General features: G+C 40.0%; 13 protein-coding genes. 4 read left to right on the top strand and 9 right to left on the bottom strand.

The features are described 5' to 3' along the window. The first annotated feature begins 227 nt into the window (after window positions 1–227). Complete coding sequence (gene rapA, locus JIG37_RS21385) at window positions 228–3,122, top strand: RNA polymerase-associated protein RapA (RefSeq protein ID WP_199530231.1); 2,895 nt, start codon at window positions 228–230, stop codon at window positions 3,120–3,122. Between the two features lie 66 nt (window positions 3,123–3,188). On the opposite strand, the gene JIG37_RS21390 is transcribed toward rapA, so the two are convergent. Beyond that, a complete protein-coding gene (locus JIG37_RS21390) occupies window positions 3,189–3,509 on the bottom strand; it encodes a hypothetical protein (RefSeq protein ID WP_199530232.1) in 321 nt (106 codons plus the stop codon). Window positions 3,510–3,552: 43 nt separating this feature from the next. Between JIG37_RS21390 and JIG37_RS21395 the strand changes: the two genes are divergently transcribed. The 3 genes from JIG37_RS21395 to JIG37_RS21405 all read left to right on the top strand — a co-directional run bounded on the left by JIG37_RS21395 (window position 3,553) and on the right by JIG37_RS21405 (window position 8,153). Beyond that, complete coding sequence (locus JIG37_RS21395) at window positions 3,553–3,909, top strand: DUF5522 domain-containing protein (RefSeq protein WP_199530233.1); 357 nt, start codon at window positions 3,553–3,555, stop codon at window positions 3,907–3,909. 180 nt (window positions 3,910–4,089) lie between these two features. Further along, window positions 4,090–6,531, top strand: a complete 2,442-nt coding sequence (locus tag JIG37_RS21400; RefSeq protein WP_199530234.1) for a TonB-dependent receptor — start codon at window positions 4,090–4,092, stop codon at window positions 6,529–6,531. An 83-nt stretch (window positions 6,532–6,614) separates the two neighbouring features. Next, a complete protein-coding gene (locus JIG37_RS21405; protein ID WP_199530235.1) occupies window positions 6,615–8,153 on the top strand; it encodes a sulfotransferase in 1,539 nt (512 codons plus the stop codon). On the opposite strand, the gene JIG37_RS21410 is transcribed toward JIG37_RS21405, so the two are convergent. The 8 genes from JIG37_RS21410 to JIG37_RS21445 all read right to left on the bottom strand — a co-directional run bounded on the left by JIG37_RS21410 (window position 8,128) and on the right by JIG37_RS21445 (window position 15,938). Further along, window positions 8,128–8,967, bottom strand: a complete 840-nt coding sequence (locus tag JIG37_RS21410; protein ID WP_199530236.1) for a sulfurtransferase — start codon at window positions 8,965–8,967, stop codon at window positions 8,128–8,130. The two genes, JIG37_RS21405 and JIG37_RS21410, sit on opposite strands and share 26 nt — an antisense overlap. After that, window positions 8,964–9,842, bottom strand: coding sequence for a capsular biosynthesis protein (locus JIG37_RS21415; protein WP_244664421.1), 879 nt, complete (start codon window positions 9,840–9,842; stop codon window positions 8,964–8,966). Before JIG37_RS21415 ends, JIG37_RS21410 begins: the two co-directional genes overlap by 4 nt. Before the next feature lie 339 nt (window positions 9,843–10,181). Continuing rightward, a complete protein-coding gene (locus JIG37_RS21420; RefSeq protein ID WP_054552692.1) occupies window positions 10,182–10,589 on the bottom strand; it encodes an adenylyltransferase/cytidyltransferase family protein in 408 nt (135 codons plus the stop codon). Further along, window positions 10,586–11,656 carry a CDP-glycerol glycerophosphotransferase family protein gene (locus tag JIG37_RS21425; protein WP_244664422.1) on the bottom strand — a complete coding sequence of 357 codons (1,071 nt, stop codon included), beginning with the start codon at window positions 11,654–11,656 and terminating at the stop codon, window positions 10,586–10,588. The genes JIG37_RS21420 and JIG37_RS21425 overlap by 4 nt, the downstream gene beginning before the upstream one ends. 81 nt (window positions 11,657–11,737) lie before the next feature. Then, window positions 11,738–12,157, bottom strand: coding sequence for a group 1 truncated hemoglobin (locus JIG37_RS21430; RefSeq protein ID WP_194441943.1), 420 nt, complete (start codon window positions 12,155–12,157; stop codon window positions 11,738–11,740). Continuing rightward, window positions 12,157–12,990, bottom strand: coding sequence for a DUF3034 family protein (locus JIG37_RS21435; protein ID WP_199530238.1), 834 nt, complete (start codon window positions 12,988–12,990; stop codon window positions 12,157–12,159). The genes JIG37_RS21430 and JIG37_RS21435 overlap by 1 nt, the downstream gene beginning before the upstream one ends. Beyond that, complete coding sequence (locus JIG37_RS21440) at window positions 12,977–15,292, bottom strand: EAL domain-containing protein (protein ID WP_138598862.1); 2,316 nt, start codon at window positions 15,290–15,292, stop codon at window positions 12,977–12,979. The genes JIG37_RS21435 and JIG37_RS21440 overlap by 14 nt, the downstream gene beginning before the upstream one ends. Further along, complete coding sequence (locus JIG37_RS21445) at window positions 15,285–15,938, bottom strand: methylamine utilization protein (RefSeq protein ID WP_138598861.1); 654 nt, start codon at window positions 15,936–15,938, stop codon at window positions 15,285–15,287. Before JIG37_RS21445 ends, JIG37_RS21440 begins: the two co-directional genes overlap by 8 nt. Between the last annotated feature and the right edge of the window lie 292 nt (window positions 15,939–16,230).

Genomic DNA, 16,230 nt, shown 5'->3' on the forward strand with positions numbered 1-16,230 from the left:
TTTATTCGTCAGGTATATACTCAGTTTAGTCTATTTACGACAAAAGTCCTTTTTATGACAAACAAATATACAATTATTTAACTGGTTAAAATACATACAATTTTTACCATTGATAATGGCTTAAAAAGGTTGACTAAATTTAATTGTGTGCGGCGAGTTTACTGCCTTGAAGTAGCATGGCGTTACAGGTAACATAGCCGCCTTTTTTCTTCATAGACGAGACATACATGAATTTTTCCTTAGGTCAGCGTTGGATCAGTGATACTGAGTCAGATTTAGGATTAGGCACCGTTGTTGCCCTTGAAGGCCGTCAGGTCAGCATTTTATTTCCAGCCAGTGGAGAAAACAGAGTTTATTCTTTAACAGAAGCGCCTGTTACTCGTGTCGCATTTAATCCAGGTGATATTATTCGCAGCGTTGAAGAGTGGGAATTAGAAGTTGAGTCTGTTGAAGAGCAAGGCGAGTTACTATGCTATCACGGCATTCGCGTTGATAATGGTGAAAAAGCGCAGTTAAAAGAAACCTTTTTAGATCACTTTATCAAATTCAATAAACCACAAGACCGTTTATTTGCAGGTCAAGTGGACCGCTTTGACCGCTATACGCTGCGCTACCAAACTTGGCAGCACCAGTTTGAGCGCCAACAATCTCCTTTAAAAGGTTTAATTGGTCAGCGTGCAAACCTTATTCCGCATCAGCTTTATATTGCACAAGAAGTGGGTAAACGTTTTGCACCACGCGTATTACTTTCTGATGAAGTAGGTTTAGGTAAAACCATTGAAGCAGGTATGATTTTACATCAACAGATCATCAGTGGCCGAGCTAGCCGTGTATTGATTGTTGTGCCTGAAAACTTACAGCATCAGTGGTTAGTCGAAATGCTACGCCGCTTTAACTTACGTTTTTCAATCTTTGATGAAGAGCGTTGTGATGAAGCATTTGCAGACTCACCAAACGTATTCGAAACAGAACAGTTAGTACTTACTAGCCTTGAGTTCTTAAGCAAGAAAAAACGTTGGTTTGAGCAAGCAACCCTGGCTGATTGGGATTTATTGGTTGTTGATGAAGCGCACCATTTAAGTATCAATAATGGTAAGCCAAGCACTGAATACCAACGCATGGCAGAGTTAAGCCAAGACATTCCGGGCCTTATCTTATTAACTGCAACGCCAGATCAACTTGGTCACCGCAGTCACTTTGCCCGCTTGCAATTACTCGACCCAGATCGTTTCTACGACTACGATGCGTTTGTTGAAGAAGAAAGCAATTACAAAGAGGTTGCTGAAGCTGCTAATCAATTACTGGGTGAAAAAGGCCTTGATGATGCATCTCGTGCAACATTAAAAGAGTTATTAAAAGAAACCGACATCACTGACATTTTAGCGAAAGCGGAGCAAGGTGATGAAACGGCGCGCAACGAAATTTTATCAATGCTGCTGGACCGCCATGGTACGGGTCGTATTTTATTTAGAAATAGCCGCAGCGGTATTGATGGTTACCCAAGCCGTAAGCTTCATGCATACCCTATGGCAATGCCAAAACAATATAAAACGGCGATGTCGGTACTGGGGAACATGGGCGGCATTCAAAATGCTGAATTAACGGCACTTCGCGCTCTATTCCCTGAAAAGATCTTCCAAGAGTTTGAAGGTGAAAATGCTAGCTGGGGCGCATTTGACCCACGTGTTGATTGGTTAATCGAAACCTTAAAAACCCTTAAACACGAAAAAGTACTGCTAATCTGTGCTAAAGCCGAAACCGCACTTAGCCTAGAGCAGATTCTACGTGAGCGTGAAGCAATTAAAGCCTCTGTTTTCCACGAAGGCATGTCGATTGTTGAACGTGACCGTGCAGCGGCTTATTTTGCCGATGAATACGACAGCGCCCAAATTCTACTTTGTTCTGAAATTGGTTCTGAAGGTCGTAACTTCCAATTCTCGCATCACTTAGTATTGTTTGATTTACCACTTAATCCAGACTTACTTGAGCAACGTATTGGCCGTCTTGACCGTATTGGTCAAACTCAAGACGTAAACATTCATGTGCCGTATTTTGAAAACACCGCACAAGAAGTGTTACTTCGTTGGTACAACGAAGGCTTAGATGCGTTTGAAACAACATCGACAACAGGGCAAATGCTGTATAAAGAGTATGGCGAAGAACTACTTGAGTTTATTGGTGCACACAATTGCGACGAAGAGGAGCTAGACCCACTACTAGAACAAGTGGCGGTTCAAAATGCCAAGCTTCGTAAGCAAATGGAAAGTGGTCGTGATCGCTTACTAGAGCTGCACTCAAGTGGCCAAGGCCGAGCAGAAAGCCTTGTTGCTGATATCGAAGAATTAGACGACCAATTCACGCTACCAAGTTACATGATCAATGTGTTCGACACCTTTGGGGTAAGCCAAGAAGATAAAGGTGAAAACACCATTATCTTAAAACCAACTGAGCACATGCTAAATCCTTCTTTCCCATGCTTAAAAGATGATGGCATTACAGTAACGTTTGATCGCAGCACCTCGCTTTCGCAAGAAGACGCCCATTTCATTAGCTGGGACCACCCAATGGTGCAAGGCAGCTTAGACATGATTTGTGATGATGACTTTGGTACTGCCTCTGTGGCGTTACTGAAAAACAAAAAGCTACCTGCTGGTACCTTCTTTGTTGAACTCATTTTCATTGCTGAGGCGATGGCGCCTAAAGCACTTCAGGTTGGCCGCTTCTTGCCACCAACGCCTATTCGTATCTTATTAGATAAGGGCAGTAACAATCTGGCTGATAATGTTGCTTTTGATGCTTTCAATCAGCAGTTGTCTGCGGTTGGTCGCCAAACTGCAAGTAAATTAGCCAGCGCGCTACAAAGTGCCATTCACCCAATGATCACCAGCGCACAAGGCATGGCACAAACCAAGCTAGAAGCACTGCGTGCTGAATCACTAGAGAAAATGCAAACTGCACTCGGTGAAGAACAAGCTCGTTTAACGGCACTTAAGCAGATCAACCCAAATATTCGTGATGAAGAGCTTAGCTTTTTTGATAAGCAACGTAGTGAACTCACTACTTACATCGAAAAAGCCCAAGTTAAACTGGATGCAATTCGTTTAATTGTCGTTTCTCACTAACCCATTGGCTAGTGAGCGAAAGCTTTAAGGTTTGCTTAAAGCTTTCGACTCTCAATCTCGTTCATGCTAGTGAATTATTCTTAACAACTTCTCTAGCGTACTTTTATTTAACTCACCCATTTGTTCGTTATTACTTAGCGCATAAATAGCTCCTTCAACGGCACTTTCGTCGATGTCTTGCCTAGACTCTACTACGTTTGCCCAAAGTTCTAATTCATCGATATCGATTTCGCCGTCGATAACACGCTGTAAAACCTGACAGAAAACGTCTTGCGTTAGAATATACACATCACCTTGCGTGTCTGGAGTACTGGTAATTACTGAAATTGCCTCAAATCGGTTATCACCAAAACGGGCAAACTCATCTAATGCGTCTAATTTATCCATTTGCTATGCTTACCTTTTCAATCTCAAAGCATCTTTTTACTTAATGACAACCCTTACTTGCTCACAATGCAAAGCAACCCTTCACTGCCAAGCCGACAATATTAATGCTTGTTGGTGTAATGAGCTGCCCAACATTTTACCACTCGATGAGGCAGCAACAGAGTGTTTATGCCGAGACTGTACTATAAAAAAGATAAATTTATTTTTATCTAAACTTTACCAACAGCCTCTTGAACAGCAGCTTGCCTTTGCTAAGCCTTATTTTACTCAAGGTAATTTAATAGAAAATCTCGATTACACCATGCAAAACAACTACATGGTATTTAGCCGCTGGTTCTTTTTAAAACGCGGCCATTGCTGTAGTAATGGCTGTACTTATTGCCCTTATTCCGACAGCTAATCCCTTACAGAGTATTTATTCAATTATTTTGCATTTAATTGCAAATAACGCATGGACGATAAGAATAAAAATACATTATAATTGGATATAAATTCACTAAATCATCAATTTTTAAGCTTAAATCGCTAGTAATGTCTATTTTTTAAGCATAAATTTACTATAACTAAGTCGGAATCAATCATGAACACTTTTAAGCCTGCTCTACTTGCAAGTGCAATTTCTGCAGTTTTAATCAATAGCAATATGGCGTTTGCTGCAGAAGCAGAAGATGCTATCGAAGTTGATAAATCAATTGAAACTATTCAAATTACTGCAACACGACGTGCAGGCTCTGTGCAAGATGCACCGCTTAATATCACCGCTCTCAATGGCGATGTAATTAGCGACCAAAACATTGGCGATCTAGAAGATGTCGCACGCTGGGTACCTGGCTTAACAATTTCTGATCAAGGTGGCCGTGAAGGTTCTCCGATTATCGTGCGTGGTTTGAATACAAATACTTCTGACCGTATTTCTGATAGCGGCACAGTGGCAACCTATGTTGGTGAAATTCCACTGAGCATCGACTTACGTTTAACTGACGTTGACCGTGTTGAAGTGCTAATTGGCCCGCAAGGTACACTGTATGGCGCAGGGACTTTAGGTGGTGCAATTCGTTACTTACTAAAACAACCAGAGCTTGATATCACTGAAGGTAAGGTTACAGGCGATGTATTTAGCATTAACGAAAGTGACGGCACAGGTGGTGAGTTTGGTGTGGTATTCAACACCCCGCTAATTGAAGAAACATTAGCGCTTCGTGCTAGCTTAAATTATTACGATAACCCTGGTTACATTGACTACACTCACGTGGTTCAAGAACCGGGTGTATCAAACCCAAATCCTGACTTTTCAGACAGTAGCGATGTAAATGCCAACTTAAAAAGCGTAAGCGATGTTAACGATGAGCAAATCACCACTGCACGTTTATCACTTCGTTGGCTTGCAACCGAAGGTATTGATGCAACGCTAAACTACTTCTATCAAAAGCAAGAAAATGGCGGTAACTCGACATCGCAATACGGCTCTCTTGCTGATAGCAGTGCACTACAAGGTGTCCCAGGAAAGTACGAAAACGTAGCTCGTGTACTTGAGCCTGGTGAAGAAGAAAACGATTTATTAAGCTTAGAAGTAAAAGCAGATCTTGGTTTTGCTGAGCTGGTATCTGCATCTGGTTGGTCTAGCTATGAGCAGTCTGGTCAACGCGATCAAACCGATCTACTTTACGATATTTGGTCAGGTTATGCCGACTTCCCTTCTTTTGTTGGCTACACGCACGATACCTCTGATCGCGATACCTTTACGCAAGAGCTTCGTTTAGTGTCAAATAGCAATAGCGCTTTTAACTGGATTGTAGGCGGCTTCTACAACAAAGTAGAAAGTCACTCAGATGACCGAGAGTATACGCCGGGTCTGACTGAGTACTGGGGTGGTGGTATTCCTAATGTTGAACAAGATCTTGAGTACATTCTAATTTCAGATAGTGAAACCACTGAAAAAGCACTTTTTGGTGAAATCGGCTACAGCATCACAGATCAGTTTGATGTAACTGTAGGTGCTCGTTTTTACGAATACGATGTATCAACAACGTCAGGCTCTGCAACACCGCTTTATTCTGGTGATTTTGATTCACTAGATAACCTTGTTATGGAAAATGTGAGCGCTAGTGATAACGGTAACTTATTTAAGTTTAATGCTAACTATACATTCGATAATGGTGTACTTGCTTACTTTACAGTGAGTGAAGGTTTCCGTATTGGTGGTGGTAACGGTATTGCTCCTTGTCCTGATGTATTACCTGAGCAACAAATTGTTTGTGCCCTGCCAAACGAAGAAGATTACAAACCAGATACAACAGTCAACTACGAGCTAGGCTTTAAGTCATCATGGTTACGTAACCGCCTACATTTCAATGCGGCTCTATTTAATGTTGATTGGAAAGATGCGCAAGTGGGTAGTAGCACTGTAAATGGTCAAGAATTAATTACCTCGAACGCGGGCACTGCAAATTCAAAAGGTGTTGAGCTTTCTACTCGCGCTATGATTGGTGATAACTGGGCTGCATATGCGACATACGCGTATGCAAAGGCTGAATTGACAGAAGATGCACCTGAGTTATTAGGGATTCTAGTTGATGAAGAGGTAATAGAGTACCAAAGCTACTATGATGGCGCTAAGGGCGACCGTTTACCGGGCGCTCCTGAGCATCAATTCTCGTTTGGTCTTCGTTACGAGCAAGATATCCTAGGCGATAAGTTATTAAGCGTAAACTACGGTATCACAGCGCAAAGCGATGTGATCACCAAAGTAGGTTTAAAAGCAGACGGCGAAGTATTACCTGGTTATGCACTAAGTAACTTATCTGCAAAAATTACCGGTGATATGTGGTCTGCAACGCTTTACGTAGACAACTTATTCGATAAGTACGCATTCACTTCTGTACGTCGTGATAAGTCTTGGGCAGGTATGTCACAATATGCTGAGCTTAACAAAGAGCTACCTGAGCTACAGCGTGTTTATGGTCACTACACCACCGCGCCTCGTACTATCGGTATGAAGTTTAGCTACAACTTTGAGCTGTAATTAAACATCACCATAAAAGCCTTGCCGCCTTTAGGCAGGGCTTTTTAATACCTGAAAATAATTAATTGATATACTATGCGCTTATGCTAAATGATACCCAACAAGCGCTTCGCGCTCATATCCAACAGTTGTTAAACAACAAGCAACTAAACGATGCACATCACCTACTTGTGCAGCGCCTAAAACAAAATCCTGAAGACCACGTTTGTTACTTTTTACTCAACGAAGTCAACACCGCAGCTGGCGATATCAACAAAGCGATTAAGCTGCTTGAAAAAGCGCTAAGCCTAGCCCCTTTTGCGATTTATCATTTAGCACTTGCCAAGTTATATGTACTGTTAGGCAAAGTAAGTAATGCAGCTGTGCACTATCAAAGTGCTAAACAAGCAGCTGACTTTAGTGCCACTGACTTTGATACATTAGCCAATATCGCGACCCGTTTAGGGTATTATAACGACGCCCTTAGCTTTCAAAAAGCAGCCTACCAACGCAATAAAGATAACCCACAAATTAGCTATAATTTGGCAGTGTGTTATAAAATTCACGGACTGTTCGATGAGGCTAAAAGCTTGCTGCTGCAACTAACCAAAAAGCAACCTCGCTTTTATCAAGCCCACTATTCACAGGCTGAACTCAATACTGTTATAGATGCAGAGCAACATATCCAAAAACTACAAGCCTTGGCGGATAAAGAAAAAAGCATTGTTGAACAACAAGTGTATTTTCATAGTCTTGCTCTTAATTATGAGCACCTTAATGACTACAAAAATGCATTTAAATACTTTGCACTAAGTAAGCAAGCGATAGCCGGTAAACTTAATTATCAAGCCACACAGCATCGCCATTTTTGTCAAAAACTTATTACTCAGAGCAAACAGCAAGCAATTAAAAGTAGTGACTCTGAGTTCTCACCCGTTTTTGTTGTTGGCATGCCCCGCTCTGGTACAACCTTAGTTGAGAAAATCCTTAATCAAAGTTCAAAACTGCAAGGGGTTGGGGAATTAAACGATATTGCGCAACTCATACAGCACGCCACGCAATCAACTCGTGTAATTGACAGCGAAATGCTCGATAAGGCATATCAATCTGAGGCGATAAAGACAGCACTGGCTAGCTATCAACAGAGAGCCCAGCTGCTAAGTGGCGGCCTAAGAAGTTGTGATAAACAGCCATTTAACTTTTACTATATTGATTTTATTTTAGCGGCTTTTCCTAATGCTAAAATCGTTTGTATGCAGCGGGGCTGGCAAGATTGCAGCATCGCCAATTTTAGGCAGATGTATAACCCGCAAAGTGTGTTTCATCACTACAGTTTTACACTTGAAGATATTGCCTCGTTCCATCAAGATTACTCGGCATTAGTCAGTCATTTTGCCAACAAGTATCCTGAGAACGTTTTTTTGCAAAGCTATGAGCAATTGGTGGCAGAACCTACCCCACAAACTCAAAAGCTCTATGCGTTTTGTGATTTAAGCTGGCAGGAAAACTGCCTGACTTTTTATAAAAACAATGCAGCATCAGCCACGGCGAGTAAAAAGCAAATTCGCCAGCCACTGAATAAAAACAGTATCGGCAGCTGGCAAAATTACGCTGAGTTTATTGATGCGGGCCTATTTCAATAGGTAGCTCGTGACGAGCGCCCCACTCACTCCATGAGCCATCGTAAACACGTAAGTTAGCGTAACCGCATTCATCGGCACACAATGCAATTGCGCAAGCGGTTACACCTGAACCACAGCTAAACTGCAACTGGGTGTGATGCGGCGCTATGTGTTGCTCAAATAATGCCTGCAACTCGCTTAGCGATTTAAGCTCACCGTTATTTAGCACTGTTGCAAGAGATAAACTGCGACTATTTGGAATATGACCACTGCGCATGCCTTCACGCGGCTCAGCGTGTTCACCGGTAAAGCGCTCATAAGGACGAGCATCAAGTGTTAGTGTGCTTTGTTCATCAAGTGAGTTAAGTACTTGCTCAGCACTGATGAAGTAATCAACACGCGGGCTGGCAACAAAGTTGCCTTGACCAGAAGCAGCTGAGTAACTTGCTTGTGTTGCAAAGCCAAGTGCTTGCCACTTAGCCAAACCACCGCTTAAAACTTTTACATTATCAAAGCCCATTGCTTTAAACATCCACCACGCACGGGCAGAACTGAACAAGCCTTGGTCTTCATAAATCACAACCAGAGAGTCTTGGTTAACACCAGCAAGTTGCATATGCTCTGTGAACTGCTCACTACTGCACATCATACTTGGTACAGGATTGCTGTTATCTGCTAGCGTTTTTTTGAAATCAAAACGCTGTGCATTAGGAAGCATCGCCTTAGGTGCATATTCTCCCGGTAAACCAGGGCGTACCATTCCTGCATCAAAAATAACCAAATTATCGTGACTTAAGTGCTCGTTAAGCCATTCTGGCGAGACGATGTTCTTCATTTGCTTTCCTTTTGCGATAGCTGTGCAAATGTATCTTGCTGAGTTAAACGCTTTTCGACCGCTTCAACATGCTCCGTTGTACATTCTTTCCAAACACCGGGCAAGCAATACACATGCTTTAAGTAGGTAAAAAACTTATCTCTCAGAATACTATTAGGTTGCCAGCCATTCTGCAGTTTTTCTAAGCACTTAACCAAAGTAGCTTGTTCACTTGCGTGTAGTACAAGCTCATCAATGTTGTAACAAGCAAGCCCTAAGGTAATTACTTTTTTATCAAGTAATAAAGATTCTAAGCCAACGGTCGAGTTAATGGTGATCACAGCCTCAGCATTATCAATAAGTTCTCGAGTACAATTTCCGTTAGCAAAAACGGCAACATCATCTTTGTCGTACAAATGTTCATAGTGCTTATGCCATGAAGGGTGCTCTTTAAAAACAACTTTAAGTTCTGGATCATTTAACTTTTTTACGGCTGAAACAACAGCATCGTAATATTCTTCCATGGACTTAAGCCAAGGAGAATAACAAGCTATTTGGGTGTCATGTGGAACTTGAAATGGCACAAATAAGTATTTTTTGGGTAACTCAATTGCGTCAAACTTACAGCGCTTCTTATGAGCCGCTCTTGGAATTAAATCAGGCGCAGAAAATGGCAACTTCCTTTGCGGATCAAAGTTTAAATAAAATTGACTATCTCGCGGTACAGAAGCCGCAAAGTTAATACCTTTAGGATCTAAGCTTGTTGTTCCGGGCAATAACCCATTTTCATAGAAATAGGTGGTCACTCCTAATGCCTTAGCAGCCATACAAACAGTAACATTAGGTAATTTATTACCATTCCAAATAACTAGCGCTTGTGGGGATTCTGACTGCAATAAATCATAATACTTGGCAAACCGGCATCGCTCTACTAAATACATCAAAGCAGAGTAACTTTTGATTATCAGTGGGTTCTTCCATAGCTTGTTTCGAGCTTGTTTTCGTAAGAGTTGTTCCGCAATTATTTTATTAAAATCAACTTTTTTCGCCTGACTCAAGTATCTTAAAGCAGTAAATCTAGGCAAGCCCATGCAATGCACTTTACTCTTTAAAGGCAGCTTCCTAGTGAGTTTTTTGTAATAGCGGGCGTGCACATTATTGCGAGAGATAAATAAAAAAGCCATTTACACATCTTATTTTTGATTGAACGTTAGCGCATATAGCAATTTTATTAATTATAAATGACAGTTGGAAGGTTGCCTTACAACTTCTATTATTTCTGTTGTAGAGATAGAGGGAGTTCGCTCTAGATAAGTTACATCACAAATTTGGTTAAATTGATCAAATTGACCAGCCCAATCATCCCCCATAACTAGCAAGTGAGCTTGATGATCTTTGATATACTCACCTTTTAATTCTAGAGAATGCTCTACAAATACCTCATCGACACACTTCAATGAACTAATAATTTTCAGCCTATCAGCTTCACTATATACGGGCTTTCGACCTTTCTTAGAGAAGTTTAGTTCATCAGAAGATACACCAACAATCAAATAATCTCCTAACGCTTTAGCTCGTTCTAATATATTGATGTGTCCCACATGAAAAATATCGAACGTGCCAAATGTAATTACCCGCTTCATTGATGCTCCTCTAAATAAGATACAATTCTCTTAGCAGAGTGACCATCGGTAATACCTGCCAGCTTATAAACAATTTCTTTTCTTTTTTCTTTAAATTCAGCTGATTCATTAAAACTTGAACTTAATAAATACTTTAAATCTTTATAACTTCCTGCACGAGCACATAACTCATTAAAGTACTTGATATCTTCATCAAGCCGAGCTTTTAGCCTATAAGAAAAAATACCTCTGTAAGACCAGCGCAGCTTATAGAAATCACACCATATTACAGGCTTTTCTAATGCTGCAAACTCAAATATGGCTGACGATGCATCAGAAATCATTATATCAGCAAGTTCTAAAAAAGGAGTAAGGTCAAAATCGTACTCATTCGCAAGGTAAACATTCTTAGCGTTGGCCCACTTATCGAGTTTTAGACGTTGTTTTTTATATTTTTTCTTAAACAAACTAAAGAAATGAGGCTTAACGATAATATTAAATTCATCAAAATGCTCAGGGAAATCATCGCTAAAACATTCTAAAGAACTTGGATAAAAAGTAGGCGCATACAGCAAGGTTTTCTTTGTTGGATCTAGGCCTAGGTTTTTGAGGTTAATAGTACCAAGAGTCTGATTAATAATAGGGTCTAATTTTGCGTAGCCACTATCAATAAAGTTACCTTCGGGATAGAGCATTTTTAAACGTTGTAGTCGGTGTTCACCTTCAACAAACCGCACTGTCATCTTGTTGTTTGATACGTCGTAATAGCATTGCTTTGGGCCGATTCCATGCTGCATCAGTACAGTCTTTTTATTTAAATTCTCAGCACCTACGAACGTATTTCCAAATACAACCCAATCTGCATCTGAGTTCTGATAAAAGTCAAAGGTTTCACTCGCACTCGTTAACCATTTTGCAACTATTGCGTTTTTATCTATAAAGTCACAACATACAGCACGACTACACTCATCTTGTTCTTTATAGAAAACCATCGAAACTTTGTGGCCTTTTTCTTTTAACTCCTTTAAAACAGACAGGTATTGTGGAATATAATATAGATGTTGAACATCAAAATATAACTGCATCATTTACAACTTAATAACTTAAATCAATAGCCATTGTACATAAATTACATTTTTGTTTCAGCCCACAATTGAAGTTTGTACAAGCTAAATATCAATTATCTCAGGGCGAAGGGGTGCTAAGCGACTAAGAATTTTATTTTGTACTGTTTGTGGAATCTGTTGTTCGTCCATAGCATTAATCAAAAGCTCTACCACACGGTTAAAGTCTTTTTTTGAGATATTCATTCCAGTGTGTATATCAACCATGTTATCGCCTTTGTATTCACAAGGACCGTCGGTGACACTACACAAATGAGTGATAAAGCCTTGGCGAAAATGCGCAACATTGCTTTGTTTAAAATAAGCTAAAATCTGTTCGTCATGGCCTATTTGATTGATAAAACTTTCAACCAATTTTTCAACCCCTTGTTTACCATTAAGTTGCTGGTACAAGGTGCCATTATTGCTACTTACGCAACCCACAAGCATAACGGTAAATACAAATGTAAAAAGTGTTTTTATCATCACCAATACCCTGTTACTGATAAGTACCAACCAGTTTGGTCTTCAGCACCAGCAATACTTTCTAAGTCTAACCAAGCAGCGGTGATGCTAACATACTTATTAGGAAACCAAGCCACAAATACATCCTGCCAATCTTGCTCTCCTAAACCAAGGTTATTGGACTTTACCCGATACTCAACGCCCAAAGCTATTTCATGGGTTAAAAACACCGCTGTAGATGCTTCAAACAACAATTTTTTATCACTATCAGGACCGCCAAAACCTAACAAACCTAGCTGATTGGCATCGCTATAACGAAAGGTGGTGTTCCAAAACCAATTATACCCTGCAAGCGCCCCTAAATGTAATTTACTAGCAGCAAGGTAAATATCGGTACCGCTGGTATCTTTTGCACCTAATAAACTAGCAATACTGCCATCATCTAAAGACTTATGCTGCACACCTAAACTTAATTGCGGCCATTTACTGTAAACAATGTCACCATATAAGCGTACTTTTGCCCCGGTAATTGATTGCTCAATATCGGTATTTAATGCGGGAACTTCGAAACGTTGCTCCGCATAACTAAATTCCACGCGATCATAAACATTTAGCTGCGCACCACAAACATCTAAGCGGTAATCACTTACATTTGCACGACTGCAAAAGCCATTCAAAGCGATTTCATCATCACTTGCATAGCCTGCGAGCTGAGCCCATGGAACAATCCCACCACCCGCACTGCCTTCAACCTGAGAGACTCCGGGCGTTGCTAATAATTTACCTGAAGCTGCAAACCCTGAACTTGTAAAAACAATGAAAGTTAGTCCAAATAGCCAATTAAGATGCTTCATTATAGACCTCTAGCCATTGTAAAAACTGCTCTGATTTTAGTGGCCTGCTCAAGTAATACCCTTGCGCATAATCGCACTTCATTAGTTTCAAAAAGTCTAAAGAAGCTTTATTTTCAACACCTTCTGCAACGACAGAGAAACCTAGCTGATGACCTAAGTTTATTGTTGATTCAACAATATACTGATCTTGTTTAGATTGCTCCAATTGAAGAATAAAGCATTTATCTAACTTAAGTTCATCGATAGGTAGTAATTTCAAGCGACCCAATGAAGTTTGCCCAACACCATAATCATCTAGCGATATTTTTACCCCAAGTGATTTTAGGTTTTCTAATGCTTTAATACCTTGTTCTTCATTTTCTATCATGTCGCGTTCTGTCAGCTCTATTGTAATAAGCTGTCCATTAACATCATTCTCTTTTAATTGTTTTGCCAAATGAGAGAAAAAGCTTGGGAAGGCAATATCTTGAGCCGAAACATTGATAGCGGCTTGCATAATAATGCCTTGTTCTTGCCACCTTGCGACTTGAGTGACAACTGTTTTAACTACCCAAGCAGTCAAATCAACAATAACACCTGACTGCTCAGCTAAATCAATGAATAGCTCCGGTGATACCCACTGCCCATCCTTTCTTTGCCAACGGATCAGCGCTTCCACTTTATCGATCTTAGAGGTGTTTAAATTTAGCTTTGGTTGATAAGTCATAAACAATTGGCCATCGTCTGCTTGTAATGCATGTTTTAATTCATCAATAATTGCCAACCGTTCCAGATACTCTTCATCTTCGCCGTTTTGATAATAATGAACATTCTTCTTTTTTGACGAAGCTGTATCAATTGCGATTAAAACTCGGCGCATTAGATCATCGGGCTTAACTCCCTCAAAGGTACAATGAACTACACCAGCGCTAAATCGCAAGGTAATATTCAAGCCTTGAATAGTGTAACCGACTTGTAGCTGAGCCATTAAATCCATGACTCCACTTTTTAATTGCTCTGCTTTTCCACTTGGAAATAAGGTTAAAAACTCATCTCCACCTATGCGTGCATTAACTCCACCAAGCGGCTCAGAATACTCACTAATACGTTCAGCAACTTCTCTTAAACAATCATCTCCAATACGAGGGCCAAGTTTGTCATTGATATGCCGCAAACCTCTTATATCAATAGCAACTAAAGTATATTCAGTGCCTTGCCCTAATAGCGATTCCATAATTTCCAACATGGCACTGCGTGTTAAAAACCCTGTTAACGTATCATGACTTGCTTGAAAGTTGATTTGTCGTTCACGTTCTTTAATGTCATTACCCATATTATTGAATGCATCAACTAACGTCGTAATTTCAGTACTTTGCTTTTTTCCTATAAATTCAGCTTTGTAGTTACCCCGCGCGAATTGCTGAGCAAGTAAAGTAAGTTTAGAAAGCGGTGTGGTAAGGTTTTTAGCCAAAATCCCACTAGCTAAAACACCAATCACAACTGTGATAGCTGCTAATGAAATAATAGTAAAAAAGAGCTGCTCAAATTCAAGATAACTTCGAGTTAAATCGGCACTTAGTAGCACTGATACTTTATGCCCAGAAACCGAAGGTAGCTCAACAAGGCGATTACGATAAACTGGCTTTTCCCCAAAAATTCGCTGTGTAGATTTATTTTCAAAATGCCTAAGTACTGCATTATCTTCTGGCTTATCAACAAGAGAGGTTTCAACGACATCATCATCCTCTCCGATAAAACTTACATCCATAGTTGTAAGTTTTTTTAACTCTTCGGCAACTAGATCTGTGATTTCAAAACCAACCAAACTATATGCAACTGTTCTCGGTGCTCGAACTGGCAATATAATAACTTGATAAAGAGTCTGCTCGATAACAATGAAATTTGACTGCTCAGGGTTATCTAATAACTGCTTCATTAATGCCGTAAACTCATTTGGCATGTGAGCGAAATCCGTATTAGCAGAAACAAGCTCCCCAGATAAGTTTATGAGCATCATTAAATCAGCATTAATCCGCCTACTATGATTATTTAAGACACTGCTGATAGTATCGGCGTCTTGAGTTGCGACAGCTTGTTTAAAACCGAAATCTGCTGTTAACACTTTTGCAGCAGTTAGAAGAAGGCTCTCTTTCGCACTTAAATACTGGTTAAAAACATTCTCAGCAACATTAATATCTTCTAGAAGCTTTTGGTCATTAAAACGATTCGCAGACCACCAAGAACTAACTAGGCTGACTAAGCTTGTTAACAGAACAAGACCAACACATAAGGCAATAACTCGCCCTCTTAAACTATTAATCATTAGTACCCTTAAACATTTCTCCAAATGTATTTCGTGGTTTCGGCTCTATTGTAGTAATGACAATATCTGCAACCTGCGAAGAATCAGCAAATGTAATTGTTTTTTTCTGATCGATATCACTCTGTTGGTTTGGTTGCCATACCGTAAAGCTAACAGGAAATGTACTCACATTTAATTGAACCTTCCCATCTACGCTCGTTTTTAGCACTTCTGAACTATCTGCAACATAAATGTATCCGACCATTGAATCATGGATATTACAACCGAGAACAACAATCCCGGGTGATTCAAATTTTTCGGGTTTTTCAGGCCGACCAGAGTAAAGTTTGATGTCAAATTGCTTTACAGTCGAGAATGAGTACACATGATGGCGAATATTATCACTATTTGGGAAGTCAACTAATTGCCCGTTTTGAATAACAAGTACTTTAGGAGTAAAGTGCTTATCAACCTGGTCCATGACGGCAACTGATAAGTTATCTTGGTGATTTAACTGCTGATCCTTAAACTCAATAACAGCATCTTTTAATGGCTCTCCAAATTGATCGCGTACAACAAAGGAAAAGTCCGCTGAAAGTACATTCATTGAGCCTAATAACAAAGCAACGTAACATACCCGGCTAAAAAAATTCGCAAACATCAACATAATTAATTAGTTCCGCTCTTAGTTCACAATTCAGTATAGATTAATCTATTGTTAAGTTATACCTAATCATTTCATTGATAGAGACCGGTTTTAGGCAAGAAAGTATTGACGAAAAACTTAAAACTTAGTGAATTAGTTACAGTAATAACTTTGCTTAGTGTTACTTTCGTTATCAATTAATCTGTAATGTCAGAAAGGTGGAGACTATTGGGATCATGTTTATCCCGTTTAATTACCTTATACATCATTCAGAAATGAGTACAGAAGGTAATAAAAAGCCAAGCAATGTTAT

Source organism: Pseudoalteromonas sp. bablab_jr010 (assembly GCF_016464105.1).
In the GTDB taxonomy this organism is placed as follows: domain Bacteria; phylum Pseudomonadota; class Gammaproteobacteria; order Enterobacterales; family Alteromonadaceae; genus Pseudoalteromonas; species Pseudoalteromonas simplex.